At 61.7% G+C, this 24,944-nt stretch carries 20 protein-coding genes; 14 read left to right on the forward strand and 6 right to left on the reverse strand.

Annotated elements, in window-relative coordinates; genetic code table 11:
• Window positions 1-7: 7 nt before the first annotated feature.
• A complete protein-coding gene (locus tag BQ4888_RS11350) occupies window positions 8-1,240 on the forward strand; it encodes a RelA/SpoT-related domain-containing protein (protein WP_092057370.1) in 1,233 nt (410 codons plus the stop codon).
• 78 nt (window positions 1,241-1,318) lie between these two features.
• Here BQ4888_RS11350 and lspA read toward each other — a convergent pair whose 3' ends face one another.
• The 4 genes from lspA to ald all read right to left on the reverse strand — a co-directional run bounded on the left by lspA (window position 1,319) and on the right by ald (window position 6,749).
• Entirely contained in the window at window positions 1,319-1,810 is a 492-nt protein-coding gene (gene lspA / locus BQ4888_RS11355) for a signal peptidase II (protein WP_092057371.1), read from the reverse strand.
• Between the two features lie 90 nt (window positions 1,811-1,900).
• The gene (gene ileS, locus BQ4888_RS11360) at window positions 1,901-4,684 is read right to left on the reverse strand and encodes an isoleucine--tRNA ligase (protein WP_092057372.1); all 2,784 of its coding nucleotides are present in this window, start codon (window positions 4,682-4,684) and stop codon (window positions 1,901-1,903) included.
• A 144-nt stretch (window positions 4,685-4,828) separates the two neighbouring features.
• Window positions 4,829-4,996, reverse strand: coding sequence for a hydrogen-dependent growth transcriptional repressor (locus BQ4888_RS11365; RefSeq protein ID WP_092057373.1), 168 nt, complete (start codon window positions 4,994-4,996; stop codon window positions 4,829-4,831).
• A gap of 646 nt (window positions 4,997-5,642) precedes the next feature.
• Window positions 5,643-6,749 carry an alanine dehydrogenase gene (gene ald / locus BQ4888_RS11370; protein ID WP_092057374.1) on the reverse strand — a complete coding sequence of 369 codons (1,107 nt, stop codon included), beginning with the start codon at window positions 6,747-6,749 and terminating at the stop codon, window positions 5,643-5,645.
• Window positions 6,750-6,863: 114 nt separating this feature from the next.
• Here ald and BQ4888_RS11375 point away from each other — a divergent pair, with 114 nt between their 5' ends.
• The 8 genes from BQ4888_RS11375 (at window position 6,864) to BQ4888_RS11410 (ending at window position 15,888) form a co-directional block, all read left to right on the forward strand.
• Window positions 6,864-7,112 carry a DUF4911 domain-containing protein gene (locus BQ4888_RS11375; protein WP_092057375.1) on the forward strand — a complete coding sequence of 83 codons (249 nt, stop codon included), beginning with the start codon at window positions 6,864-6,866 and terminating at the stop codon, window positions 7,110-7,112.
• A 108-nt stretch (window positions 7,113-7,220) separates the two neighbouring features.
• The gene (locus tag BQ4888_RS11380; RefSeq protein ID WP_092057376.1) at window positions 7,221-8,564 is read left to right on the forward strand and encodes a DUF1015 domain-containing protein; all 1,344 of its coding nucleotides are present in this window, start codon (window positions 7,221-7,223) and stop codon (window positions 8,562-8,564) included.
• A 99-nt stretch (window positions 8,565-8,663) separates the two neighbouring features.
• Window positions 8,664-9,284: a hypothetical protein gene (locus tag BQ4888_RS11385; RefSeq protein ID WP_140396646.1), complete on the forward strand. Its 621-nt coding sequence runs from the start codon at window positions 8,664-8,666 to the stop codon at window positions 9,282-9,284.
• A gap of 86 nt (window positions 9,285-9,370) precedes the next feature.
• Window positions 9,371-10,306 (forward strand): ABC transporter substrate binding protein, encoded by a 936-nt coding sequence (locus BQ4888_RS11390; protein ID WP_092057378.1) that lies wholly within the window; start codon window positions 9,371-9,373, stop codon window positions 10,304-10,306.
• A gap of 48 nt (window positions 10,307-10,354) precedes the next feature.
• Window positions 10,355-11,995: a sensor histidine kinase gene (locus tag BQ4888_RS11395; protein WP_092057379.1), complete on the forward strand. Its 1,641-nt coding sequence runs from the start codon at window positions 10,355-10,357 to the stop codon at window positions 11,993-11,995.
• A 151-nt stretch (window positions 11,996-12,146) separates the two neighbouring features.
• On the forward strand, window positions 12,147-14,240 hold the full coding sequence (locus tag BQ4888_RS11400; protein WP_092057380.1) for a TonB-dependent receptor plug domain-containing protein: 2,094 nt from the start codon (window positions 12,147-12,149) through the stop codon (window positions 14,238-14,240).
• Between the two features lie 3 nt (window positions 14,241-14,243).
• Complete coding sequence (locus BQ4888_RS11405; protein ID WP_092057381.1) at window positions 14,244-15,059, forward strand: citrate synthase family protein; 816 nt, start codon at window positions 14,244-14,246, stop codon at window positions 15,057-15,059.
• Window positions 15,043-15,888, forward strand: coding sequence for a citrate synthase family protein (locus BQ4888_RS11410; RefSeq protein WP_205748004.1), 846 nt, complete (start codon window positions 15,043-15,045; stop codon window positions 15,886-15,888). Before BQ4888_RS11405 ends, BQ4888_RS11410 begins: the two co-directional genes overlap by 17 nt.
• Before the next feature lie 43 nt (window positions 15,889-15,931).
• On the opposite strand, the gene BQ4888_RS11415 is transcribed toward BQ4888_RS11410, so the two are convergent.
• Both BQ4888_RS11415 and BQ4888_RS11420 read right to left on the reverse strand, forming a co-directional pair.
• Window positions 15,932-17,743, reverse strand: a complete 1,812-nt coding sequence (locus BQ4888_RS11415; RefSeq protein WP_092057383.1) for a thiamine pyrophosphate-binding protein — start codon at window positions 17,741-17,743, stop codon at window positions 15,932-15,934.
• A gap of 62 nt (window positions 17,744-17,805) precedes the next feature.
• A complete protein-coding gene (locus BQ4888_RS11420; RefSeq protein WP_092057384.1) occupies window positions 17,806-20,313 on the reverse strand; it encodes a two-component system response regulator in 2,508 nt (835 codons plus the stop codon).
• 323 nt (window positions 20,314-20,636) lie between these two features.
• Here BQ4888_RS11420 and BQ4888_RS11430 point away from each other — a divergent pair, with 323 nt between their 5' ends.
• From BQ4888_RS11430 to BQ4888_RS11450, 5 genes are all read left to right on the forward strand, one after another.
• Window positions 20,637-21,107, forward strand: coding sequence for an Lrp/AsnC family transcriptional regulator (locus tag BQ4888_RS11430; RefSeq protein ID WP_176374256.1), 471 nt, complete (start codon window positions 20,637-20,639; stop codon window positions 21,105-21,107).
• Between the two features lie 193 nt (window positions 21,108-21,300).
• Entirely contained in the window at window positions 21,301-22,569 is a 1,269-nt protein-coding gene (locus BQ4888_RS11435; protein ID WP_092057386.1) for a diaminopimelate decarboxylase, read from the forward strand.
• Window positions 22,570-22,906: 337 nt separating this feature from the next.
• Window positions 22,907-24,127 (forward strand): methyl-accepting chemotaxis protein, encoded by a 1,221-nt coding sequence (locus BQ4888_RS11440; protein ID WP_170232839.1) that lies wholly within the window; start codon window positions 22,907-22,909, stop codon window positions 24,125-24,127.
• Window positions 24,128-24,171: 44 nt separating this feature from the next.
• Window positions 24,172-24,537, forward strand: a complete 366-nt coding sequence (locus BQ4888_RS11445; protein WP_092057388.1) for a response regulator — start codon at window positions 24,172-24,174, stop codon at window positions 24,535-24,537.
• 55 nt (window positions 24,538-24,592) lie between these two features.
• Window positions 24,593-24,940, forward strand: coding sequence for an STAS domain-containing protein (locus BQ4888_RS11450; protein WP_092057389.1), 348 nt, complete (start codon window positions 24,593-24,595; stop codon window positions 24,938-24,940).
• Window positions 24,941-24,944 lie beyond the last annotated feature (4 nt).

A 24,944-nucleotide genomic window follows, 5' to 3' on the forward strand; every position in this document is an offset into this window, starting at 1 on the left:
GACGGGAATGGATATGACATTGACAGCGGCGCGGCCGGGCCCCTCTTGGGGAATCGCCGAACGCAACGAGTACAAGGCGATTTATGAGCGGCTACGGCCGATGCATCAGGCGGTGCTTCAGGATCTGGTGCGGAAAATCCGTCTGCTGCTGGAGGAGAGCGGGCAGAGTCCGGCCATCAAATCCCGGGTCAAACGTTTCGACGGCTATTTCGAAAAACTCCTGAAGCTTTTCCGTAAGGAGGGAGAGCAGGCGATGCTCACCGATCTGCTCGGCATCCGCATCGTTTGCCCTTTTCTGGAGGATGTGGAAACCATCGAGGCGATTCTGGCCGAACATTTCCCAGTGGTGGAAATCGAACACAAGGGGGCGCGCAACTCTTTTCGCGAGTTCGGCTACGTCTCGTTGCATCTGCTGATTCCCGTGGCGTCGGAAGACTTCGTCGAGGTGCTGCCTGGCTGCGAAAAGATTTGCGAGATCCAGTTGCGCACGATTCTGCAGGATGCCTGGGCCGAGGTCGAACACGAACTGATCTACAAATCGGACATCACCTTGCCCAACGAGCTGATCAAACGCAAGCTCGCCGCTCTCAACGCCAATCTGACCCTTTCCGATCTGATTTTTCAGGAAATCCGTGATTATCAGCAGGAACTCCGTGAACAGGACCGCTGTCGTCGCGAGCAACTCAACGCTTGTGCCAATGGGACGTTGCCGCCCCATTTCCGCCAGAAATTCGAACCGCCGACGGAGCTGGCGTCCCTGACCGGACAGCGCCGTCTCGACAAGCTGATGCTGGAGGCCCACAACGCCCACGGGCAGGGGGATATGGAGGGGGCGATCACCTTTTACAGCCGGATTCTGCGACTCAAGCTCAGCGAGCCGGTGCGCTCCCTGATCTATAACCACCGGGGCATGGCCTACTTCGGCATCGCCGATTATCTCCAGTCCATCCGCGATTTTTCCCGGGCGATCTTTTTTGACGAAAGCAACGTGCGTTGCTACAACAACCGGGCGTTGGCCTTCCGGGTGATTCACGCCCTCGATAAATCCCTGGCTGATTACGACCGCTCCCTGGCAATCAATCCCAACCAGGTCGACGGCTACTGGGGGCGGGCGCAGACCTGCTATGCCATGCACCTCTACACCCAGGCTCACGCCGACTGCGAAAGCGCCCTCAATATCGATCCCGAATTTCAGCCCGCCCGTTCCTTGCTGGCCCGCATCAACAGTCAGATGTTCTGACTCTGAAACCTTTTTCCGCCGACGAAAAAAGCCGCCCCTGTTCGGGACGGCTTTTTTTTGTGGGGTTGGACCGATGACTCAGGCGCTCGTTTTTTTCTTTGCCCGTTCTTCCCGCCACATGTCGATCAGCAGCAGGGCGACGCCGACGCTGATGGCCGAGTCGGCGACGTTGAAGGCTGGCCAATGGTGCCGGTACCAGTGGACATCGAGAAAGTCGATGACCTCGCCGAGGCGCACCCGGTCAATAAGATTGCCGACGGCGCCGGAAAAAACCAGGGCCATGGCCCAGATATGCAGGCGCTGCTCGTCGGAAATACGCCGCAGATACCAGAGAATGCCGACCGCCGCGAGGGTGGCGACGGTGATGAAGAAGGGCACCCGGAAGGCGTTATCGGCGAGAATGCCAAAGGCCGCCCCTTTGTTGCGGACATAGGTGATGTGGAAGAAATTCTCGAAGACGGTCACCGATTCATACAGGGCGAAGCGGTGATCGATATAGAATTTGGTCAACTGGTCGACAACCAGTACCACCAGAGAGACGATGAGCAACAGACGATAACGGAAAGGCACGGGGAGACTCCGGGGGGAAAGACTGAAGGCTGAAGGCTGAAGACCGAAGGAGATGTTTGCCTTCAGTCTTCAGCCTAAACCCCTTCAGCCTTACTTTAATGCTTCCAGGCAGCGCTGGCAGATGGTCGGATGTTCGCTGAGGGTGCCGACAGTGACGGCGTAGTTCCAGCAGCGTTCGCACTTTTCACCCTGGGCTTTCTCCACCCGAACCTTGAGGCCGGGCACCTCGCCGCCGCCGCCGGCGGCGTCGTCGGGGAGATTATCGACCAGTTCCGCCTGGGAGACGATGAAGAGGGTGGCCAGTTCGTCGCTATAGCTTTCGAGCAGATCGCGCCATTCGCCGGCGGGAGCCGCGACCAGAACGCGGGCGTCGAGGGAGTGGCCGATGCGCTTGTCGGTCCGGGCCGTTTCCAAAGCCTTGGAGACATCGGAGCGCACCGCCAGCAGCTTTTCGTAGCGCGCTTCGAGATCGGCGTCGAGCAGACTCGTTTCGAAGCGGGGGAAACTCGCCAGATGCACACTCTCTTCGCGTTTGCCGGGGAGTTCCCGCCAGATTTCGTCGGCGGTGAAGGAAAGAACCGGCGCGATCAGCCGGGTGAGGGCGTCGAGGATGCGGTACATGGCGGTCTGGCCGCTGCGCCGCGCCAGACTCTTGGCCGGGGCGGTGTAGAGACGGTCCTTGAGTACGTCAAGATAGAAGGCGCTCATGTCGACGCTGCAGAAGTTATGCACGGCGTGATAGAGGATGTGGAATTCGTAGTCGTCGTAGGACTTCTCCACCCGGCCCACCAGCCGCTCCAGCCTTGAGAGGGCCCAGCGGTCGATTTCCAGCAGTTCGCCGTCGGCCACCGCATCGGCTGTCGGGTCAAAGCCGTGCAGGTTGCCAAGGATGTAGCGGGCGGTGTTGCGGATGCGCCGGTAGGCGTCGGAGAGGCGCTGGAGAATCTCCGGGCTGATGCGGATATCGTCCCGGTAGTCCTGGGCGGCGACCCACAGGCGCAGGATTTCGGCGCCGAACTTCTTGATGACTTCTTCCGGAGCAACGACGTTCCCCTGGGATTTGGACATCTTCTTGCCGTTGCCGTCGACGACGAAGCCGTGGGTCAGCACCGCCTTGTAGGGGGCGATGTCACGGGTGCCGACGGCGGCGAGCAGGCTCGAATGGAACCAGCCGCGATGCTGGTCGCTCCCCTCCAGATAGAGATCGGCGGGGGATTTCAGTTCGGGGCGCTGTTCCAGTACAGCGGCGTGGGACACTCCCGAATCGAACCAGACATCGAGAATGTCCATCTCCTTGCTGAAACTGTCGTGGCCGCAGGCCGGGCAAGACGTTCCGGCCGGAAGCAGCTCTTTCGCTTCCTTCTCGTACCAGAGGTCGCTCCCCGTTTCGTTGAAGAGATCGGCGACATGGTGCATGACCTTGCCGTCGGCCAGGGCCTCGCCGCACTTTTCGCAGTAGAAGACGGTGATCGGCACTCCCCAGGTGCGCTGGCGGCTGACGCACCAGTCGGGACGGTTCTCGATCATCCCAAAGATGCGCTCCCGGCCCCAGCGGGGAATCCATTCCACCTGGTTGATGTGGGCCAGGGCCTTGCTGCGCAGGTCATTGGTCTCCATGGAGATGAACCACTGCTCGGTGGCGCGGAAGATGATCGGCTTCTTGCAGCGCCAGCAGTGGGGATAGCTGTGCGAGACCTTGCCCTCGGCGAGCAGCGCACCGACTTCCGCCAGCTTGGCGTTGACCGCCTTGTTGGCCTCGTCGAGCTTCATGCCGCCGAAGAATTCCAGCTCCTCGCGGTAGCGTCCGTAGTCGTCCACCGGATTGTAGATGTCGAGGCCGTATTTCAGGCCGATCTGATAGTCGTCCTGGCCGTGGCCGGGGGCGGTATGAACGCAACCGGTCCCCGCTTCGAGGGTGACGTGGTCGCCGAGCATGAGCAGCGAGGGCCGGTCATAGAAGGGATGGCGGCAGTTCTTGCCGTCGAAGGGGGTGGGATCGAAGGTGGCCAGCACCTGGTAGTCGCTGATGCCCAGGGTTTTAAGCACCCCGGCGTAGAGCCCCTCGGCCATGATCAGCACCTCGCCGCCCGTTTCCACCGCGACGTAGGGCAGGGCGGGGTTAAGGCTGACGCCGAGGTTGGCGGGGATGGTCCAGGGGGTAGTGGTCCAGATGACGAAGGCGAGCTTTCTCCCGGCCAAGGCCGCAAGGGAGTCCGGCAGTGCGTCGGTGTAGGGAAACTTGACGTAGATGGAGGGGGAGCTGTGATCGGCGTATTCCACCTCGGCCTCGGCCAGGGCGGTGACGCAGGAGGAGCACCAGTGTACCGGTTTTTTCCCCTTGTAGAGCCCGCCGCGCTCGGCGAAACGGGCCAGTTCCCGGGCGGTGGCCGCTTCGTAGTCGGCGGTCATGGTCAGGTAGGGATGCGCCCAGTCACCGAGGACGCCGAGGCGCTGGAACTCTTCGCTCTGGATGTCCACCCACTTCTTGGCGTAGGTGCGGCATTCCCGACGGATCTCGGCCTTGCTCATCTCCCGCTTCTTCGAGCCCAACTGCTTGTCGACCATCAGCTCGATGGGCAGGCCGTGGCAGTCCCAGCCCGGCACATAGGGCACATAAAAGCCCTCCATGCGGCGGCTCTTGAGGATGATGTCCTTGAGGATTTTATTCAGGGCGTGGCCAATATGGGTATGGCCGTTGGCGTAGGGGGGGCCGTCATGGAGAATGAAGCTGGGACGCCCCCGTCCGGCCGTATCAAGCAGCCGATAGAGCGCCATGGTTTCCCATTGCTTGAGAATTTCCGGTTCCCGCTGGGGTAGATTGGCACGCATGGGGAACTCGGTGACGGGCAGATTGAGAGTGTCTTTATAGTCCATGGAAAGGCCTCCGGGAGGGAAAAATCAAGTCTCGCAGACTAGCAAAACCGCCGGATAAGTCAAGGGAAAAGGCTGTGTGGAGGGGGTGGGGAAGGGGGCCGGCGCCCCGAGGGATGGGCTGGGGCGCCGGACGGAGAGACGGGTTCAGAGGCCGGCGCGCAGATCCTGTTCCAGACGGAAAATGCTCTGGCGCAGCAGGTCGCTGATATTGGTGCCCGCTTCCTGGGCGATCTTGTTCAGGGTCTCCATTTCGTTGCCGTTGATCCGGCAGGAGACGATGTATTTTTTCGGTTGGTTAACGGCTCTTCCCATGGCTGGGCTCCTTTTCTGGCTCTGTGTGTCGTATGGTGATGGGTCGAAGGGGTTCATAGTGTGCCACTGTGCTGGCTGTATACGCTATAGCAAGAGCCTTGCCAGATCGCGCAATGCGACAAGATTAAAAATTAAAACACAATAAAACTAAATGTTTATTACTTTTTTTGTCGTTTTTTTGAGGTGTGCTGGAAAACTTTCAGGTGTGTCATTCTGGGAAGTGTGTGCCATTTTAGGGCATCTCTGTGTCATTCTGGCTCACCATGCACAAGAAGCGGTCTTCCCGCCCCAGGATTACCGCTTTAGTCGAAGGCATACTGTGTCATTGTTGGCACGGTGCGCTGGCGCTTGCCGAGGGAGGGAAAGCGAAAAAAAACCCCGGGCGGGGAACCCGGGGGTCGCGGAAATATCTTCTTTTCGGGGAATCAGCCGACTCTGGAGGAGGGTTACTGGCTGAAAAGAAGATAGTGCGAGGAACTTGTCGTTGCGGCGGTTAACAGGCTGATGAAAAACTCCCATCTGCGGCGTTGTCCTCATCCCTCGTCAACGACGTACCTTTCAGGTACGCCTTATTCCTCAGGATTTCGTCCGCCTTGCATCTGGGCATTTTTTATCAGCCTTGGAGAGAGAGTTTTTCAACAATCTGCTAAAGGGGGCAGGGGCTCCAGTTCAGCCCCTGGGCTTCGGCTACGGGTCGGCTGCACAGTTTGCCGCCAAGAGTGTTTATCCCTTTGTGCAGGGCTGCATCCGCCTTGGCCGCTTCGGCCAGGCCTTGTCCGGCGATGCGGCGCACGTAGGGGAGGGTCGCGTTGGTCAGGGCGAAGGTGCTGGTGCGGCTCACCGCTCCCGGCATATTGGCCACGCCGTAATGGATGACCCCGTCCACCGCATAGCTCGGCTGATCGTGGGTGGTGGGGTGGATGGTTTCGACACAACCGCCCTGATCGACGGCCACATCGACGATCACGCTGCCGGCGGTCATGGCGGCAACGAGGGAGCGGCGCACCAGAATCGGCGCCCGGGCTCCGGCGACGAGCACCGCGCCGATGACCAGGTCGGCGCCGCGTACCTCCTCTTCGATGGTCTGGGAGTTGCTCATCAAGGTCTGAATACGGTTGCCGTAATGGTCGTCGAGGGCAGCGAGGCGCCGGCTGTCGATATCGATGATGCGCACATCGGCGCCCATACCGACGGCGATGCGCAGGGCGTTGCCGCCGACGGTGCCGGCGCCGAGAATAACCACCCGGGCCGACCGTACGCCGGGAACGCCGCCGAGCAGTTGTCCCTTGCCCCCCTGTTCCCGCTGCAGCAGGTGCGCGCCGATCTGGACGGACATGCGCCCGGCTACCTCGCTCATGGGATGGAGCAGGGGGAGAAAGCCGTCGGCCAACTCCACCGTCTCGTAGGCGACGCCGGTCACTTCCCGCTCCAGAAGGGCTTGGGTCAATTTCGGGTCGGGAGCGAGATGCAGATAGGTAAAAAGTAGTTGCTTGGGGCGCAGCAGGGGATACTCGGCGGGGAGAGGTTCTTTGACCTTGACGACCATCTCGGCGGCGGCATAGAGTTCTGCGGCGTCGGCCGTCAGTTCGGCGCCGGCCGCCTCGTAGTCGGCGTCCTCGATCCCGGCGCCGGTTCCGGCACCGATCTGAACCAGTACCCGGTGACTGTCCTCGACCAGGGCGCGCGCCCCCGCCGGGGTCAATCCGACCCGGTATTCGTGGGTTTTGATTTCCTTGGGAACGGCAACGATCATTTTAATCTCGCTAAAAAATCTTCATTGAGAATAACGGCCGGCGCCCCTGTTCGTCAAGGAAAATTCGCGGGCGAAGGGCTTTGCCGGCGGTGCCGGAAGAGGGATCATAAGTCTATGGAAATCTTCGAAAAACGCCACTTCTTACTGCCTCGGGCCGAAATCGGCTATCTGCGCTTTATCCTCGAAAGTTACGATGGTCTGGCCTTCGTCCGCACCCTCGATCCCCGGCAGGCGCTGGTCGAAATCGCCTTTCCCTGTTCGCGACGGCAAGATGCCGAAACCCTGCTCGCCGCCCTGGCCGGCGAATGCGCCATGCAAAGCGTGCCGCCGCCCGAGCCCGGGCACTATCCCGAGATCCTTTGATGGCGGACGCCGGCGCCGATTCCGGCTTTCAAACGCACGGCGGATGTGCTAACTATAGGACTTCCGTCGTCTCTTCTTTTGCTTTCGTTTTCGTCAAGGATGTCGCCGATGCCCTTTGCCGCCCTTGCCCTTCAGGTGCCGACCCTACTTCTCCCCCGGGCCGATATCGATCCGACCCGGTGGGCGGTGATCGCCTGCGACCAATATACCTCGCAGCCCGAATACTGGCATGAAGTCGAGCGCCTGGCCGAAGGCCATCCCTCGACCCTCCACCTGATCTTCCCCGAGGTCTATCTCGACGAGGCAGAGAGTGCCGCGCGCATCGACGCCATCAACGAGACGATGGAACGCTATCTCGCCGAAGGGATTCTCGAAGCCCAGCCGCCGGGGTTCATGCTCGTCGAACGGCAGACAGAGACAGGCGCGGCGCGCATGGGGCTGATGGTTGCACTCGACCTCGAAGCCTACGACTACCGGCCCGGTTCGACCTCGCTGATCCGCGCCACCGAGGGGACGATCCTCGATCGCCTCCCCCCCCGTATCCGGGTGCGGGAGAAGGCGCCCATCGAGCTGCCGCACATCATGGTGCTGATCGACGATCCCGAGATGACCGTCATCGAGCCCTTGGCGGAGTTCGAACTGCCCTTGGCCTACGATTTCCCCTTGATGCTGGGCGGCGGCCATCTGCGCGGCCGGCGGGTGGCCGATCCGGCCGTCATCGCCCGGGTCGGGCAGGCCCTGGAACGTCTGGCCGATCCGCGTCGCTTCGCCGAGCGCTATCAGGTCGAAGACCGGCCGGTGCTCCTTTACGCCATGGGGGACGGCAACCACTCCTTCGCCACCGCCAAGGCGATCTGGGAAAAAATCAAAAGCGAGGCGTCTGACCAGGAAGCGATCATGGATCACCCGGCTCGTTTTGCCCTGGTCGAACTGGTCAACGTTCACGATCCGGGGCTGGAGTTCGAGGCGATCCACCGGGTGCTCTTCAATGTCGATTTTGACCGCCTGCTGCACCAGGCCGAGACCTACTACCGGCAGCACGGCGCCGGATTCTCCTGCGAATTCTGTAACGACCTGGATGCCCTGCCGGAGAAGAGCCGACGCCTGGAGGCAGACGACCGTCAGCTTCTGCCCTTTATCGCCGGCGACCGATGCGGTCTGCTGGTGATCGACCGGCCGCCGTCCCATCTGGAAGTGGCTACCCTGCAGGGCTTTCTCGACGAGGCCCTGACCGGGCAACCGAACAGCCGCATCGATTATATCCACGGCGAGGGGAGCGTCACCGCCCTCGGTAAGCGTCCGGGCAACGTCGGTTTCTATCTGCCGGCGATCTGCAAGCGCGAATTTTTCAAGAGCATCATTCTCGACGGGGCGTTGCCGCGCAAGACCTTCTCCATGGGGGATGCGGACGAAAAGCGCTTTTACATGGAATGTCGGAAGATCGCGCCCTGAGGGGATGATATCTGAGTGATGGCTATGGGGGGACATTTTCGACAAAATGGGCGCCGAGATTTTTCGGCGTTTAGCGGGAAAGCGATTTTCGGCATTTGCTTGCTGCTGCTTGGGGTCGCTACGCCGGCGACGGCCGATTACCAGGTGCTGCTTAAATCCGGAGAAACGCTGTACGCCCGGGATTACTGGCTGGATAAGGTCGATAAGGGGCTGATCCGGCTCGATATTGATGGGTCGACCCACCGGGTGCCCCGGGACGGCGTTCGCTATATTTCGCCGCTGCCCGAGGAAGATCCGCGTGCCCGGATAGCGATCAAGCGCATCACCTTTGCGCCCAGAGAAAAGCTTGCCGCCGCCGTGGTCGAGGCGCCCCGGGAAGGGGATGTTGCGCTGGCGGAGCGTGACGGTTCGGCTGAAGGTTCCGCCGGGATACCGGCTGCGGAGACCGTCGCGACCTCGGCTGACGGCACCGTCTCAGCTGTTGGCGATCCGTTGGCCATGGACGAATTCTGGCGGGAAGAGGCAGAGCGCATCGATGAGCAGCGCGAGGCCGCCAAGGAGGAGTTCAAGACCGCCCTGGCCGGGGACGATCTGGCGGCGCGGCAACAGGCCCGACAGAAGATTCTCGATCTGACCGATGCCCGCACCCGCCTGCGGGAAGAGGTGCGCAGCGCCCACCAGGGGATGCTTCCGGCCTGGTGGCGCTGGACCACCGATTGATCGGCCGCTGCCGGCGGCGCAACGGATGCCCCATGTTGTCCCCTCGTTTTACGGCAACCTCGCCCTGACCGCGATCGGGTGTCCCCGTGTGTGAAAACAAATCCCGCCTTTTTATTCTTCCCCTTCTTCTTCTGCTCACGCTCCTGCCGTGGCTGACGCCGCCGGCCGACGCCTGGGGAGCTTCACGTATCGCGGTCCTTTATCCCGAGGTGCGCGAACCCTACCTCTCCGTCTTCAGTACCATCATTCGCGGCATTGAATCCCAGGGAGAGCGGCAGATTCTTCCCTACCCCCTGCCGGAAAATTTCGATTCCGTCCACATCGAGAAATGGCTTGACGCCCGTCGGCCCGACGCCGTCATCGCCCTGGGTAGCCGCGGTTTCCAGATGGCCGAGGTGCTCAAGGGGAAGCTGCCGGTCGTCGTCGGCGCGGTGCTCCTCGCCCCCAACGGGCTGCCGGGCATCAGCCTGGCCGCCGATCCCCTGATCCTTTTCGCCACCCTGAAAGAGTTGGTTCCCGGCACCCGCCGGGTTTTTGTCGTTTATCAGCCCGAAGAGAGCGCCTGGCTGGTGGAGCGGGCGCGGGGCGCGGCGCGCGCCCAGGGGCTCGAACTGCACGCCCGACCCGCCGCCGACCTGCGCGCGGCGGTGACCACGTATCGGGATCTGGTCGAAAAGAGCCTGGGCGAAAGAGATGCCGTCTGGCTGACCATGGATTCGGTCAGCGCCAATGATCGGGCGGTTTTGCCGATGCTCCTCGAAGCCGCCTGGAAGAAGGAATTCGTTCTCTTTTCGAGCAAGCCCGGGCATGCCAAACAGGGCGTGCTTTTTTCCCAATATCCCGACAACCATCGTCTTGGTCGGCAGTTGGGCACCCTGGCTGAAGGTATCCGTGCCGGACACGGGGCCGACCTTACGCCGAGCCGGGAACTGGAGACGGCGGTCAATCTGCGCACGGCGGCCCATCTCGGGTTGAATTTCCGGGCCGAGCAGAAAGATCGCTTTCACCTGACCTTCCCCTGAGCGGGAGAGGGCAGGGCCTTGGAGGATGGGGTTTCGCATGGGTAGGGTATGATTCTACAGCGTCTTTCACAGGTCGGATTTCGGGGCAAGCTGCTGGGGCTTGTCGGCCTCGGCATTTTTGCCCTGGCCCTGACCGCGGCCATGACCACCGCTTGGGTGACCAGCAACCGCACCCGGGCCCTGCTCGTCGCCCAAGGTCTGCAGATCACCGGCACCCTGGCCGATCAGAGCCTTTTGGCCCTGCTCTATCGCAGCGAGGAGAATGCTCTGCGCCCCTTGCGGGCCATGCTCGGTTTTCCCGATGTCCGTCAGGCCGGGATTCTTGATCCCCAGGGGAAGCCGCTCTTTGTGCTGGGTGGCGACGAGGAGACCGAGTTCGTTCCCCCCGACTCGGAACTTCTGCTCAAGCCGGAGCTGGTGCGGGAAACGGCGGACGAGTGGCTCTTCGTGGCGCCGGTCTACAGTGGCGACCTGGCGGCCGCCGGGGATGAAGGGGCGGAGCTTTTCAATCCCAACGCCCTCTCCCAGGGCCGGGAACTGCTCGGCTACGCCGGGGTGTGGATGAGCAAGCGGGCCTTGCGTGCCCTGCAGACCCATATCTTCTGGGGCAACATCAGTATCGGCTGCACCTTCGCCCTCGGCCTGCTGCTGGTGATGAATCTCGGCATCAAGCGCATGATCCGGCCCCTTTATCGCCTCAGCCGGATCATGGAAGAGGCCAAGCAGGAGGGGGCCCATGTCTATGCCCAGGTGCGGGGCCCCAAGGAGATCATGCACATGGCCGAGGCGTTCAATCTGATGATGAGCAGCCTCGAAGAGCGCGACCGGCGGCTGCGCAATCACCGGGAGCAGTTGCGGACCGAGGTGGCGATCCGCACCCGGGAACTGGTCGAGGCGCGGGACGCGGCGCTGACCGCCAATCGCCACAAGTCCGAATTTCTCGCCAATATGAGTCATGAACTGCGTACCCCCTTGCAGGCGATCATCGGCTACGCTGACCTCGCCCGCGAAGATCTGGAGCTCGAAGGGCGCGACGCCAGTGTCGCCGATCTCAATCGCATCGTGCACAACGCCCGGCGGCTGCTGGCGCAGATCAACAATATTCTCGATCTGGCCAAAGTCGAGGCCGGACGCATGGAGTTGAACCTGCAACCGGTGCGACTCCATCTCGTTGTCGAAGAGGCCCTGGAAACCGTGCGGCCGCTCATGTTGCAGCAGGGCAACCGCCTTGAATCACGCCTTGAGGGGGAGACGCAAGAGGTGCGCATCGATCGCGAGAAGCTGTTGCAGTGTCTGCTCAACCTGCTCAGCAACGCCGGCAAATTTACCCAAAACGGCCAGGTTACCCTGGTCGGCCGGCTCGACCCGGCGCTGCTGAAGATCGACGTCATCGATACCGGCATCGGCATCTCGGCCGAACAGCAGGAGCTGATTTTCGAGGAATTCCGCCAAGCCGACGGCAGCCTCACGCGCAAATTCGAAGGGACTGGGCTGGGGCTGGCGATCACCCGGCGCTTCTGTAAACTGATGGGGGGGGATGTCGCCCTGGTCAGCGCGCCCGGTTCCGGCTCGACCTTCAGTCTCCGCATTCCCCTGCCGATCGCGGAACCCGCAGCGGTCTTCCCGGCGGGCAAAAGGGACGAGCGTCAGGAGGCTTTACCCTTTTCCGGTGCGGGGACCGATTTTTGAGGTCGCTCGGCGGCGAACGGCATGCGGTTTTTGGGGATCACCTTGTTATGCAGATTTCTCATGCATCTTTCGGAGGGAAGGACGATTTTACGCCTAGCGGAGACCGGCTGCCAGGGTCGCGGCCGCCGGGGGGAACCGAAGATCAGGGGGAATGATGAGACAGTGGAGACGATGGTTGCCGGCGCTGGTGCTGGTGGTGAGTTTTGCCCTCCCCGGGACAGGTCGGGGGGCCGACACCGCCGAGCCCCTGCTGGTTGCCTACAATGACGGATTGGCCGAACTCTACGGCGACGAGGAGTTCGTCAGTATCGCCACCGGCAGCAAGAAGCCGATCAACCGGGCGCCCGCGGTTGCCAGCGTCATTACCGCCGAGGACATCCGCGCCATGGGCGCCACCGATCTCAACCAGGTTCTCGACACCGTGCCGGGGCTGCATGTGTCGCTGTCAACCCTGAGCCGTCTCGACGCCGTCTACTCCATTCGCGGCATTCATACCGGCTTCAATCCCCAGGTGCTGCTCTTGATGAACGGCATCGCCTTTCCCGAACTCTGGACCGGCGCCCATCCGATCCTCTTTCGCCTGCCGGTGGCGAATATTGAACGCATCGAGGTTATGCGCGGTCCGGGATCGGCCATTTACGGCGCCGACGCCTATGCCGGGGTAATCAACATCATCACCAAAGATGCCACCGGTCTCGGCGGCACCGTCACCGGTGGCCGGGTCGGTTCTTTCGACAGTCAGGAGTTCTGGCTGCAGCACGGCGCAACCTATGCCGACTGGGATGTCGCCTTTTCCTTCGAATGGCAGACCACCGACGGTGACCGCGACCGGGTCGTCAAACGGGATGCGCAAACGACTCTGGACGAGATCCACGGCACCCGTGCTTCCCTGGCCCCGGGGGCGCTCGACACCCGTTACGATCTGTTCAATACCCGCCTTGAAATCGGCCGGGGCGACTGGACTTTCAGCCTCTGGAACTGGCGCCTCGAAGATGCCGGTGTCGGTGCCGGCGCGGCGCAGGCCCTCGATCCCGAAGGCTGTCAGAGCGATAACCTCTATCTCGCCGATCTGGCCTGGCACAACACCGATCTGCATCCCGACTGGGATCTGACCGCGCGGGCGAGCTACCAGTACCTCGACAATAATATAAAATTCCATATCTATCCTCCGGGAGCCCAGTTGGGTGAAACCCTCAGTTTCCCCGCAGGGATGATCGGCCGCCCCGACGACAGCTCACGGATCGCCGGAGTTGATCTTGCGGCGATTTATTCGGGGATTTCCAAGCACAAGCTGCGCATCGGCACCGGCTACAAATATCAGCACATGAAGACCTCGGAAACCAAAAATTACGGTCCCGGGGTTGTGCCTGGAGTCATCACCGATGTCACCGATACCCCGTTTGTTTACGCCCCCGACAGATCCCGCAAGGTCCTGCATCTGTCCCTTCAGGATGAGTGGCAGTTCGCACCCGATTGGGAACTGACCACCGGCATCCGTTATGACGATTTTTCCGATACGGGCGACACCTTCAACCCCCGGATCGCCCTGGTCTGGGCGACCCGGCACAATCTGACGACCAAACTGCTCTACGGCAGCGCCTTTCGCGCCCCCTCCTTTTCCGAACTCTACGCCATCAACAACCCCGTGGCTCTCGGTAACCCGGATCTCGAGCCGGAAACCATCGATACCCTGGAGCTTTCTTTCGACTACAAACCTACCCTCGATTTGCAATTAGGGCTGAGTCTCTTCGCCTACCAAGCCAAAGACCTGATTGAGTTTGTCGGGACCTCGTCGAAAACTGCCGAGAATGCCCGGGATCAGGATGGTCGGGGACTGGAGTTGGAGATGGACTGGAAACTGACGGAAACCTTGCGTCTGCGCGGCAACTATGCCTGGCAGCGGGCGGAGGATGAAGAGACCGGCAGGCGGGTCGCCGATGCCCCGGGGCAGCAGGCCTATCTGCGGGCCGATTGGCGCTTTCGGCCCGACTGGGTCCTTTCGCCGCAGGCGACCTGGGTGGGGGATCGGGCGCGGGCCGCCGGTGATCTTCGAGATGAAATCGACGACTATACCCTGGTCGATGTCACCTTGCGGCGGAGCAATCTGTTGAAACATCTCGATATTGCCCTGTCGGCTCACAACCTCTTCGATGAGGATGCCCGCGAGCCGAGCGGTGGGCAGATTCCGGATGATTATCCCCTGGCCGGACGCAGCATCTGGCTTGAGTTGAGTTGGAGGATTTAGACTTTGGAAACCACGCATGTCCATGTTCGTCGTCGCGACGAGACCTTCGCCCAGCGCTCCGTGACGAAAATCTGGGAGGAGGTTCCTTCGGCGGAAAACCCCTATCTGCCTGAACAGCTGCGCTGCCACGGTTATGAGTTGAGCGAACTGATGGCAAAGCGAAGTTTCGTCGATGTCCTCTACCTGCTCTTTCAGGGAGAATTGCCGTCGCCGGAAAAAGCCGAACTCCTTGAACAGGTGATGATCGCTTTGATCAATCCCGGGCCCCGGCATCCGGCGACCCGGGCAGCGATGTGCGCCGGGGTGGGCAAGACGGAAACGTCGCAGATTCTGCCCGTGGCCATGACCCTTCTCGGCGGGAACCACCTGGGCGGCGGGGAAGTCGAAGAGGCGATGCGTTTTCTGCGGAAGGAAGTCAAAAATGACCCGTCCCGGACGGCGCTCGATCTGCTGGCGACGGCTTGCCCGCCGAGCGATGGTGACTGGCATCCGGCCCCGGGGTTTGGTTCTCGCTTCGGCGGTGTGGATCGAATCGCCGGACAGATGACGGAGCGGTTGTCCCGTCTGCCCGGCGCCGGTCGTTGTCTGAAGTGGGCCGTCGGTTTTTCCGCGGCATTGACGCCGCACGGCCTGGGGATTCTCGCGCCCGGCATGGCTGCCGCTGCTTTCGCCGATCTCGGTTTTCAACCTCGGGTCGGCCCCGGCCTTTTTCAGCTGCTCAACGCCCCCGGAACCTTGGCGCACGGGACGGAAATGGCCAATAAGCCGTTAACTGCCATGCCTTTTGTCAAGGACGAGGATTATGTCATCGAACGCTGAGAAGACGATGGAAAAGACGCGATTCTGGGATGAGCTGCGCGGGACGATGCGGAGCCGCAACGGCGGTTGGATCATGGGCCAGGGGGTCTTCTGCCAAGGCTACAATCTGCTCGAAGAACTGGCGGGAGAAGTCAGCTATTTCCAGTTCCTGGTTCTCAATGCCACGGGAAGGTTGCCCGATAAGGCCTTCGCCGACTGGCTGGAAGCCGCCTATACCTGCATGAGCTGGCCGGATCCGCGCATCTGGTGCAACCAGGTCGCGGCCCTGGCCGGGTCGATGCGCACCCAAGTCATGGCGGCCAACGCGGCGGGCATTCAGACGGCCATTTCCCGCGCCTACGGGCCGAAAACGCTCATCGAGGGGACGTTGTTCATTCAAAACGCCTTGGCCCGTCATCGGCAGGGAAAATCGGCCCGGGAAATTGTCGCCGAAGAATGTGCCGCGCAAGGAGGAAAGCCCTACATCATGGGCTTCGCCCGACCCATCGCCAAAGGGGATGAGCGGATCGTCGCCATGGAGCGCATTTCGGCGCGGCTGGGCTTGCCCGTGGGCGAGCATCTGCGACTGGCTTACGCCATGGAAAAGGTGCTGATGGCCGAGTACGATGAGGGCATGAACCTGACCGGTTACATGTCGGCTTTTCTGGCGGATCAGGGGTTTACCCCCGACGAGGTCGGCTGCATCTGCGCGACCCTGGTCGCCAGTGGTCTGACCGCCTGCTATGCCGACACCGCCGCCCGTCCCCCCGAATCCTTCTATCCCCTGCGCTGCGACGACATCGACTACCAGGGCAAGCCGCCGCGACCAGTGCCCGCAAAAGAGGAGTGAGTAGGATAAAAAAGGCCGGATTCCGCGAGGGAATCCGGCCTTTTCAGCTTTTCGGCCAGAGCGGGACGACGCCCGGGGTCTTGCCGCTCAAAGCCTTCATGCGGGCGCCCATGGGCGGCGTCTCTTCCGGGTCGATGTGGATTTCGAGCAGGGTTGGCCCCGGGGCCGCGCAGATTTCCGCGACATCGAGGCGGTTCAGATCGTCCAAGGAAGCGATGCGGCAGGCGCGGGCGCCCATGGCCCGGGCAATTCCGCAGAAATCGACCGGCGGCAGCTCGAAGGCGATCGCTTCCCCGCCCCCCAGTCGTTGCCCGTGTTTGACCATCCCCAAGGCCCGGTCGTTGAGCAGGACGAAGATGACCGGCAGCTTTTCCGTTACCGCCACCGACAGCTCCTGGCCGCTCATGAGAAAACTGCCGTCGCCGGTGAGGCAGACGACGGGATTGCCCGGACAGCCGAGGGCGGTGCCGATTGCCGCACCGATGGCCCAGGTCATGGAGCCAAAACCCATGGCGATGCGGTAGCGTCCTGCGCTTTTGGGATGCAGGTAATGGGTCGCCCAGGCCCAACTGTTGCCGGCGTCGACCAGAAACCGGCTGTTCTCGGGAAAGCGGACGGCCAATTCGACCATGACCCGCTGGGGCTTGAGGGGGCCGTCGGCGGCGAGCCAGGTGCTGCCGTCCTCGATGGTGAGATGCGGTGGGATGCCGGCAATCGTCGGACCCGACTTCAGGCTGGTTGTGCTCTCGGCGGCGCGGCGCACTTGGCGCAGGCTGCGATTGAGGCTTTCGAAAACGGCGCGGGGCTGGCCGCAGACATGGAGCCGGGCCATGGGGGATCGGGTAAAGTGCTCGGCGACGCCGTCGATATGCACCAGTTTGTCGTTGAGCAGGCGTTTTTCCTCGCCGCCGCAGAGCAGCATTTCGCCGAGGCGGGTGTTGACCGCCAGCACCAGATCGACCTCTTCGTCGAAGAGCGCCTGGCGGGCGGATTCGTGCCCGGCGAAGCCGTAGACCCCCCGGTACTGGGGATGCCAGGGGTCGATCCAACCCTTCCCCTCGGGGCCGCTGATGAGCAGGGCGCCCGTATTTTCGGTGAAAGCGAGAATCTCATCCATGGCCTCGCCGCAGGCGCCCCCAATCACGATTACCATCTTTTTTGCCTTCTCCAGCGCCTGACGCAGCTTTTCCACTGCTGTTGGGTCGATCAGGGAGAATTTCTGGCGCAGGGTTTCATCGCCCGCCACCGGACGGTCGGCGCCGTTGCGGATGCGTCGGGGCTCGCGCAGGATGTCGGACGGAATGCTGATGTGGGCTGGGCCGCTGCCGCGATGGGCGGCCATGATCGCCGCCACCAGCTTGCCTTCGAGTTGGCCGCGATGGGAAATCAACGTGTTGTATCGGGTGCAGTGGCGGAACATTCCGACCGTATCGACGGCGGTGCAGGAGGAGTCCTGCAGGGCGCGTTTGCCGAACTGGGGCAACGAGGTCTGGGCGGTGATGACGAGCAGGGGCACGCTGTCCATGAAGGCCGAGGCGACGCCGGTGATGAGATTGGTCGCTCCCGGTCCGGTGGTGGCGCAGCAGACCCCGAGCTTCCCCGTTTCCCGGGCGTAGCCGTCGGCCATGAAGGCCGCGCCGCTTTCATGGCGGGCGACGACGGGGCGGATGCCGCCCCGTCGGGCGCTGCGCGCCAGGGCATTGTAGAAGGGTTCGATCGCCCCGCCGGGGACGCCGAAGACATAATCGATATGCAGTTCTTCCAGGTAACTGACGATCAGATCCCCCAGATCAGGGGGCGCGCAGGACTGCGAGGCGGGTTGTTCGCCGGCAGGGCCGGATTGGATAGGCGACATAGCGGCTGCTCCTGTTCATTTTTTTTGATTCCCCTCCTGCTGTTGGCGGCGCCGTACTGAACTCAGTGCCGGGCCGAGGTGGAAAAGCTCCAGGCTTCGATAGGCGCGGGGCGGCCGATGTAGTAGCCCTGGGCGAAATCGATACCCAGGGAGCGCAACGTCTCGAAATCCTCAGCGGTCTCGACGAATTCGGCGATGGTTGCCTTGCCCAGGGTGCGGGCCACTTCCTGGATGGAGCGGACCAGGGCCAGGTTGACCGGATCGTGGGTCAGGTTGCGGATGAAGGTGCCGTCGACCTTGATGCTGTCCGCCGGGAATTCCTTGAGATAGTTGAAGGTGCTGAAGCCGGTGCCGAAGTCGTCGACGGCGAAGCCGCAGCCGAGCTGCTGCAGGCGGACGATCATCTGCTGGGCGGCGGGAATGTTGTCGAGGCTCGCCGTTTCCGTCAGTTCGAAGACGATGCGTTCCGGCTTGACCCCTTGCTCGATAAGCAGATTTTCCACCAGAGGGAGGATGCCGTTATCGTCGAAGGCCTGGGCCGAGAGATTGACGGCGAGCTTGCGCAGTTCGGGATAGCGACCGAGAAGGACAATGGCCTGGTGGATGACCCAGTGGTCGAGCAGAGCCATCTCGCCGGCCTGTTCCAGGGCGGGGATGAAATCCTTGGGGGCAATTTCTCCCTCCTCGGGGAGTTGCAGTCGCAACAGCGCCTCGTAATGGCTGATTTCGCCGCTGGCGATGTGCAGGATCGGCTGGAAATGGAATTTCAGGCCCTGTCCGGCGATGGCCTTGCGCACCTTGCGCACCCAGTCGAGGTTGCGCCGCAACTCATCGCTTTCCCGATCCGCCGGATCGTAGACGTGGATGCGGTTGCGCCCCCGGCTCTTGGCAACGTAGAGGGCGATATCCGCCTGCTTGAGATAGTCCTCGGGGCGGTTCGCGCTACCGTCGAGTTCGGCGACGCCCATGCTGCAGCTGATCTCGGCGACCTGCTCCTCGATGCGGCAGTCGAGGTGCTGGATGAGATCACGAAATTCATCGGCGATTTCCAGGGCCTGGGAGAGTTCGGTGTTGGCGAGCAGAATCGCGTATTCGTCGCCGCCGAGGCGGCAGAGGACGTCGGAACGGCGCAGGCGCCGGGAAAGCAGCTCGGCGACCTGTTTCAGAACGAGATCGCCATGGTAGTGACCGAAGCTGTCGTTGATCACCTTGAAGTGGTCGAGATCAAGGTAGAGCAGGGCGTGATGCCCTTGTCCCCGTTTGCTGAGGGCCGCCATCTGTTTGATGGCGTGGCCGAAATAGTGGCGGTTGAAGAGCCCGGTGAGGGTGTCGTGCATGGCCAGATGCTCCAGTTCGGCCAGGGCCTTCTTGCGCCGGGTGATGTCGTCGAGGCAGGCGGAGACCGAGCGGCTTCCGTCGGCTCCGGTCATGGCATCGAAGCGACCGTCCACCCAGACGGCATGCCCCTCGTGGTGGCGCAGGCGCAATTCCAGGGCGCATTCCCGGAAGTTGCCGCAGGTCAGCATTTGCAGCCGGTTTTGATAGATCTGCCAATCCGCCTCGTTGCCATCGTCGCGAAAATCGCTCAGGGGGCGGCCCAGGGACTCGGCGACGGTGTAGCCGGTCAGGCGCTCCCAGGCGTGATTGAGAAAATGCAGGCGCCCCTCGCCGTCCAGTTCCAGAACGACGGTGCTGAGGCTGTCGAGCAGGTGCTGGTGAGCCTGGGAGATGGCCCGGTAGGCCTCGCGACTCTCCCGCAGGGATTCGACCCGGGCGGCGAACTGCTTGTTGCTGAGCAGGTAATCCTCGCGCCGCGCGGCGATTTCCGTCACTCGGCGCAGGGCATCGGGGGTGAAGGGTTTGGTGATAAAGTCGGCGGCTCCCTCCATCATCAGTTCCTCGGCCAGCTCCATGGTGCCGTGGGCGGTCATGATCACCACCGGCTGGTCCGGATGTTCCCGCAGGATGCCTTGCAGCACCTGCTGCCCCGAAAGCCCCGGCAGCATCACGTCGAGCAGTACCAGGTCGTGCCGGTGGCGCAACCAGGCATCCAAGCCCGAGCGGCCGTCGGTTGCGACTTCCACCGTAAAGCGCGGTTGCAGAATCCGTTCGGCCAACTGGGCGTTGTCGGGAAAATCCTCCACCACCAGCAGGGTCGGCTTGCGGGCGGCGGTGCGCGGCGTGTTCAGGCAGTCTTTCAGGGTTGCGGGGAGTTCGCGGTAGCGTTCCAGGGGGATGACGGCATCGAAGCCGAATTCGCGGGCGGTGGTCTCGGCGATCCGTTCGCACCAGGTGGTGGCGACCAGGATCAGGGGGATGGAGGCGTCGCAGAGGAAGATGCCGGAGCGGACCATGCGCCCGAGGCGCCAGCCGTCGAGCGGGGCGATGTCGACGTCGGTGATAAGCAGATCGATCCGTTCCCGGCGTAGCACCCGCGCGGCGTTGCGGCCGTCGGCGGTTTCCGTGAGGCGGCGAAAGCCCGCTGTGCGCAGGGTCTCGGCCAGAATGCGGCGATTGTCCGGATTCTGGTTGACCAGGAGGATATGTACGTCCTGTACGTTGGTTGCCATCCCTAGCAGTCTCCTGAAGTATCTGGTATGGGCCCGCCCGCCGAAGACGACATTTCCCCGATGCTCTTCCGTCAAATCGCCGGTCCCGGTGCCCTTGCGGGGCAGACGGAAGCACCGATGCTTCGGGCCGACCGGTGGATAGGGCGGGGGGGGGCTTTGCTGGTGGGGTCAGTCGTGATTAATTATGCAATATCTGCACCATTTTTCTTGTTTATTTTGGGTGGCGTTGAACGAATTATACCCCGGGATAAGGTGTCAATGGGGTGATTCTTGACAAACAGGCCTATTTAGAATAATATTCCGTCAATATGGATATTAAACGAATGATTGACGACATTGACCTTCAGATTCTGGAGATCCTTCAAGAGAAGGCGCGTATTCCCAATGCCGAGGTCGCCCGCCAGGTCGGCATGGCTCCTTCCGCCGTCCTGGAGCGAATCCGCAAGCTGGAGTCCCAGGGGATCATTGCCGGCTATGAGGTTCGCCTCAATCCCGAACACTTCGGCCAGAAACTTGCCGCCTTTGTGCTGGTCGAGATTTCCTGCGGGGACTGTCGGGGCACGGCCGAGGCGTTGGCGGCCGTTTCGGGGGTGCAGGAAGTGAATCAGGTGGCCGGCAACGATGGATATCTGCTCAAGCTGCGGGTGGCCGACACGGAAGCCCTCGGCCGGATTCTGCGGGAAGAAGTGGCGATCATCGACGGCGTTGCCCGGACCCGAACCCTCATCGTCCTGGCGACCTTCAAAGAAACCCGGCGGGTTTCCCTGGAAGGGCCGGTATCAGAGGTCTTTTAGTTTTTCAGCAAATACGGTATATCAATAACTCTCCTGCCCCGTCAGGGCAAGAATTAAAATATTGTTGTAGCAAGGGGTGTGAACTCTTTCGGCGCCCGGGTCAAGCGATACCACCCGCCGGAGCGCCGGCCCCTTTTCATGACCCTTTCCGTTCTTTCACAGGAACTTTTCTTTTTTCAGGAGAATGACCACTATGCCCATGTCCGAAGCTTTCAAATCCCGCCTCTTCCCGGTGATCCGCGACATTGCCGCCCATTACGGCACCCCCTTCCACATCTATGACGAAGCGGGTATCCGCGAAACGGGCGAGCAGCTCAAAAAAGCCTTCGCCGGCATTTCCGGCTTCCGCGAGTATTTCGCCGTTAAGGCCCTGCCCAATCGCAGCATTCTGCGCCTGATGAAGGAGATGGGCTTCGGCTTCGACTGCAGCTCCATCCCCGAGTTGATTCTTGCCCGCGAGGTCGGGGCCAAGCCCGAGGAGATCATGTTCACCTCGAACAATACCAGCCCCGAGGAATTCGCCTTTGCGGCCCAAGACGGCGGCTGCATCCTCAATCTCGACGATGTCAGCCTGATCGACAAGGTCCCCGAATTCCCCGAGTTGATCTGCTTCCGCTACAATCCCGGGCCGCGTCGTACCGGCAACGTCATCATCGGCCATCCCGAAGAGGCCAAATACGGCGTCACCCACGAGCAGGTGGTGGACGCCTACCGCCGCGCCCAGGCGCGGGGCGCCAAGCGCTTCGGGCTGCACACCATGGTCGCCTCCAACGAGTTGGACTACACCTACATGGTGGAGACCGCCCGCATGCTCCTGGAGATCTCGGCCCTGGTCGAGCAGGAACTCGGCATCCGTTTCGAATTCCTCAACATCGGCGGCGGTTTCGGCATTCCCTATAAACCCGAGCAGCAGCCTCTGGACCTTGCCGCCATGAGCCGGGAAATCACCGATCTCTTCGCCGCCTTCAATACCGAGCACGGCTATGCTCCGGCCATGGTCATGGAGAGCGGACGCTACATCACCGGCCCTCACGGTGCATTGGTGACGACCGCTATCAACCACAAAGACACCTACCGCAAATACATCGGCCTCGACGCCTGCATGTCGTCGCTGATGCGCCCGGCCCTCTACGGCTCCTACCACCACATCGACGTGATCGGCAAGGAAAACCAGCCGAAAAGCGAAATCTACGACGTGGTCGGCTCCCTCTGTGAAAACAACGACAAATTCGCTGTCCAGCGGGAACTGCCGGCCATCGTCGATGGGGACATCGTCGTCATTCACGACAGCGGCGCCCATGGTCACGCCATGGGCTTCCAGTACAACGGCCGACTGCGTCCGAAAGAACTGCTGCTGCACGTCGACGGCGGCGTCGAGCTGATCCGTCGCGCCGAGACATTGGAGGATTACTTCGCCACCTACAACTTCGCTCCCGATACCTTGGTTCCGAAAAAAGCGTAAGCGATTCCTTCGCGCCGCTGAAAAAAAGCCAAAGGCCGCCCACTAGAGCGGTCTTTGGCTTTTTTGTCTCCTGGGAGCGGTTTTTTGACAACGGACGTCAGCAATCGGAAGAATTCGAGGAAAAAATTGCCGTAGATTGATTGCCGTCGGCCAAGTGAAAATCGACCCCGGGGAAATTTGAGCGTTGGCGGCTCATTTTCCCCCATTTATGGCACACAGCTTGCTCGATAGGGCCGACATGGAATGTATTTCACGTCATTCCGTTTTTGGCGGTCACTGTCGCCAGGGGCGCTCCGGAAGCTTTCGGGTGTTGCCGGCGATGCGGAAAGGAATCTCAATGAGAGAAACGAATAGCCTCCTGAAACTGGTTTTGCCCTATGCGCTTCTGACAGCGGCGGCCTTGCTCCTGCTTTGGTGGTTCGATGCCGGGACGGGGATGCTCTGGTTGATTCTGGGGATGGCCTGTCTCTGGGGACTGGTCACCACCTGGCTCTTCCGGTCCCAGTCCGCGCGGGCACAGCGGCGGTGGCGGGAGATCGATGCCCAGATCGCTGAACTGACGGCCAAGACCTCGTCGCTTCTGGGCTTCATGTCCAAAGAATTCAACGACCAGTTCGAGATCGTCCGTAACGAAAATCGGCAGGTGCAGGGCTTGCTCGCCGATGCCATCGAGAAGCTGGTGGCCAGCTTCACCGGCATGGATGACCAATCCCGCCGTCAGTTTGAACTGGCGAATCAGCTCACCCGCCAGGGGGGTGGCAATTCTGCCGAAGGCCTCGATTTCGAAAGCCTTCGGCGGGATATCGAAGGGGTACTGCGCACTTTCGTCGATGCCGCCACCGAGAACAGCCGCGTCGCCAAGCGCCTGCTCGAAGAGATGACCGCCACCAGCACCCAGTTTCTCGGGGTTTTGACCATGCTTGACGAGGTCAAGAAGATCGCCGATCAGACCAACCTGCTGGCGATCAACGCTACCGTTGAAGCGGCCCGGGCCGGGCAGGCCGGCAAGGGTTTCGCGGTCGTCGCCGGCGAGGTGCGCAATCTTTCGGTTCATTCCAACAAGTTCAGCAACAAGATCGGCGATGAGGTCAGCGGTATCGCCCAGGCGCTCAACGCCGTGGAAAACACCATCGGCAAGATCGCCCGGCAAGAAGCCGAACTGGTGACGCAGACGGACAGTCGTGTCAAGGATTTGACCTCCAAGCTGCAATCCTTCAACGCGCAGGTGGAGCACTCAGCCGACGAAATCGGCCAGATTTCCACAGAAGTCAGCGCCGGGGTGCGCACCGCCGTGACCTCCCTGCAGTTCCAGGACATGTGCACGCAGATCATCGATCATGTGAGCAAGCGCATCGACGCCTTGGCAGAAATTCTCGACAGCCTCGCCCATTTGCCCCTGACGGCCCGGGATTTTGCCGATGCCGACGAGGCCCACTGTGAGGAACGCCTGCAACGCTTTGCCCGGCAGCTCGGCGAAGCCACTGCGCTGGTGGAACGGGCCCGGCACAACCCGGTTTCGCAAAGCAGTCTGGCTACCGGTGACATCGAACTTTTCTAAGAAGAAAACGCCTTATCAGCAACCCCGTAGACAAGGATAAAATTATGGCCAAAACGATTCTTGCCGCCGATGATTCCCGGTCGATTTTGCAGATGGTCTCCTTCACCCTCAAAGGCGCCGGTTATTCGGTGGTCGAAGCCGGTGACGGTCAGGCCGCCCTTGATCTGGCGAAAAAACAGCCTTTTGCCCTGGTCATCACCGACCTCAATATGCCGCGCATGGACGGCATCACCTTGATCCAGAACCTGCGCACCCTGCCCAGCTACAAGTTCACGCCGATTCTGATGCTCACCACCGAAGCCGGCGAGACCTTCAAGACCAAGGGCAAGGCCGCCGGTGCCACCGGCTGGCTGGTCAAGCCCTTCGATCCGGCCAAGCTGCTGGGCGTGGTCAAGAAGCTGATCGGCTGAAAGATCGAGCACGGTTTTTTCTTCCCGATAAATTCATGGATAGACAGGGGTCTCTATGCTCGAATGCACGCTCCTCCCGCCCTCCGATCAACGGCCGGCGACCTTGCGGGTCGCCGGCTCGGCCACGATCGCCTATGTCCAGCAGTTCAAAGAAGCTCTCGCCGAGGCAGTCAAGCAATATCCCGACCTTCATGTCGATTGCGCGGAGGTGACCGAAGCCGACTGCTCCTGCCTGCAGCTCTTGTGCAGCGCCCATCGCAGCTGCCAGACCCTGCGTCTGACGCCGGCGACGCACCAGGCGTTGACCGAAGTGATTGCGTCCGCGGGCTTTGAGCGCATGCAAGGCTGCTGTTTGGCCGATGACAAGAATAGCTGTATCTGGATTCGCCCGGACCAGCATTGATTGC

This window comes from Desulfuromonas acetexigens (assembly GCF_900111775.1).
Taxonomy (GTDB): Bacteria; Desulfobacterota; Desulfuromonadia; order Desulfuromonadales; family Trichloromonadaceae; genus Trichloromonas; species Trichloromonas acetexigens.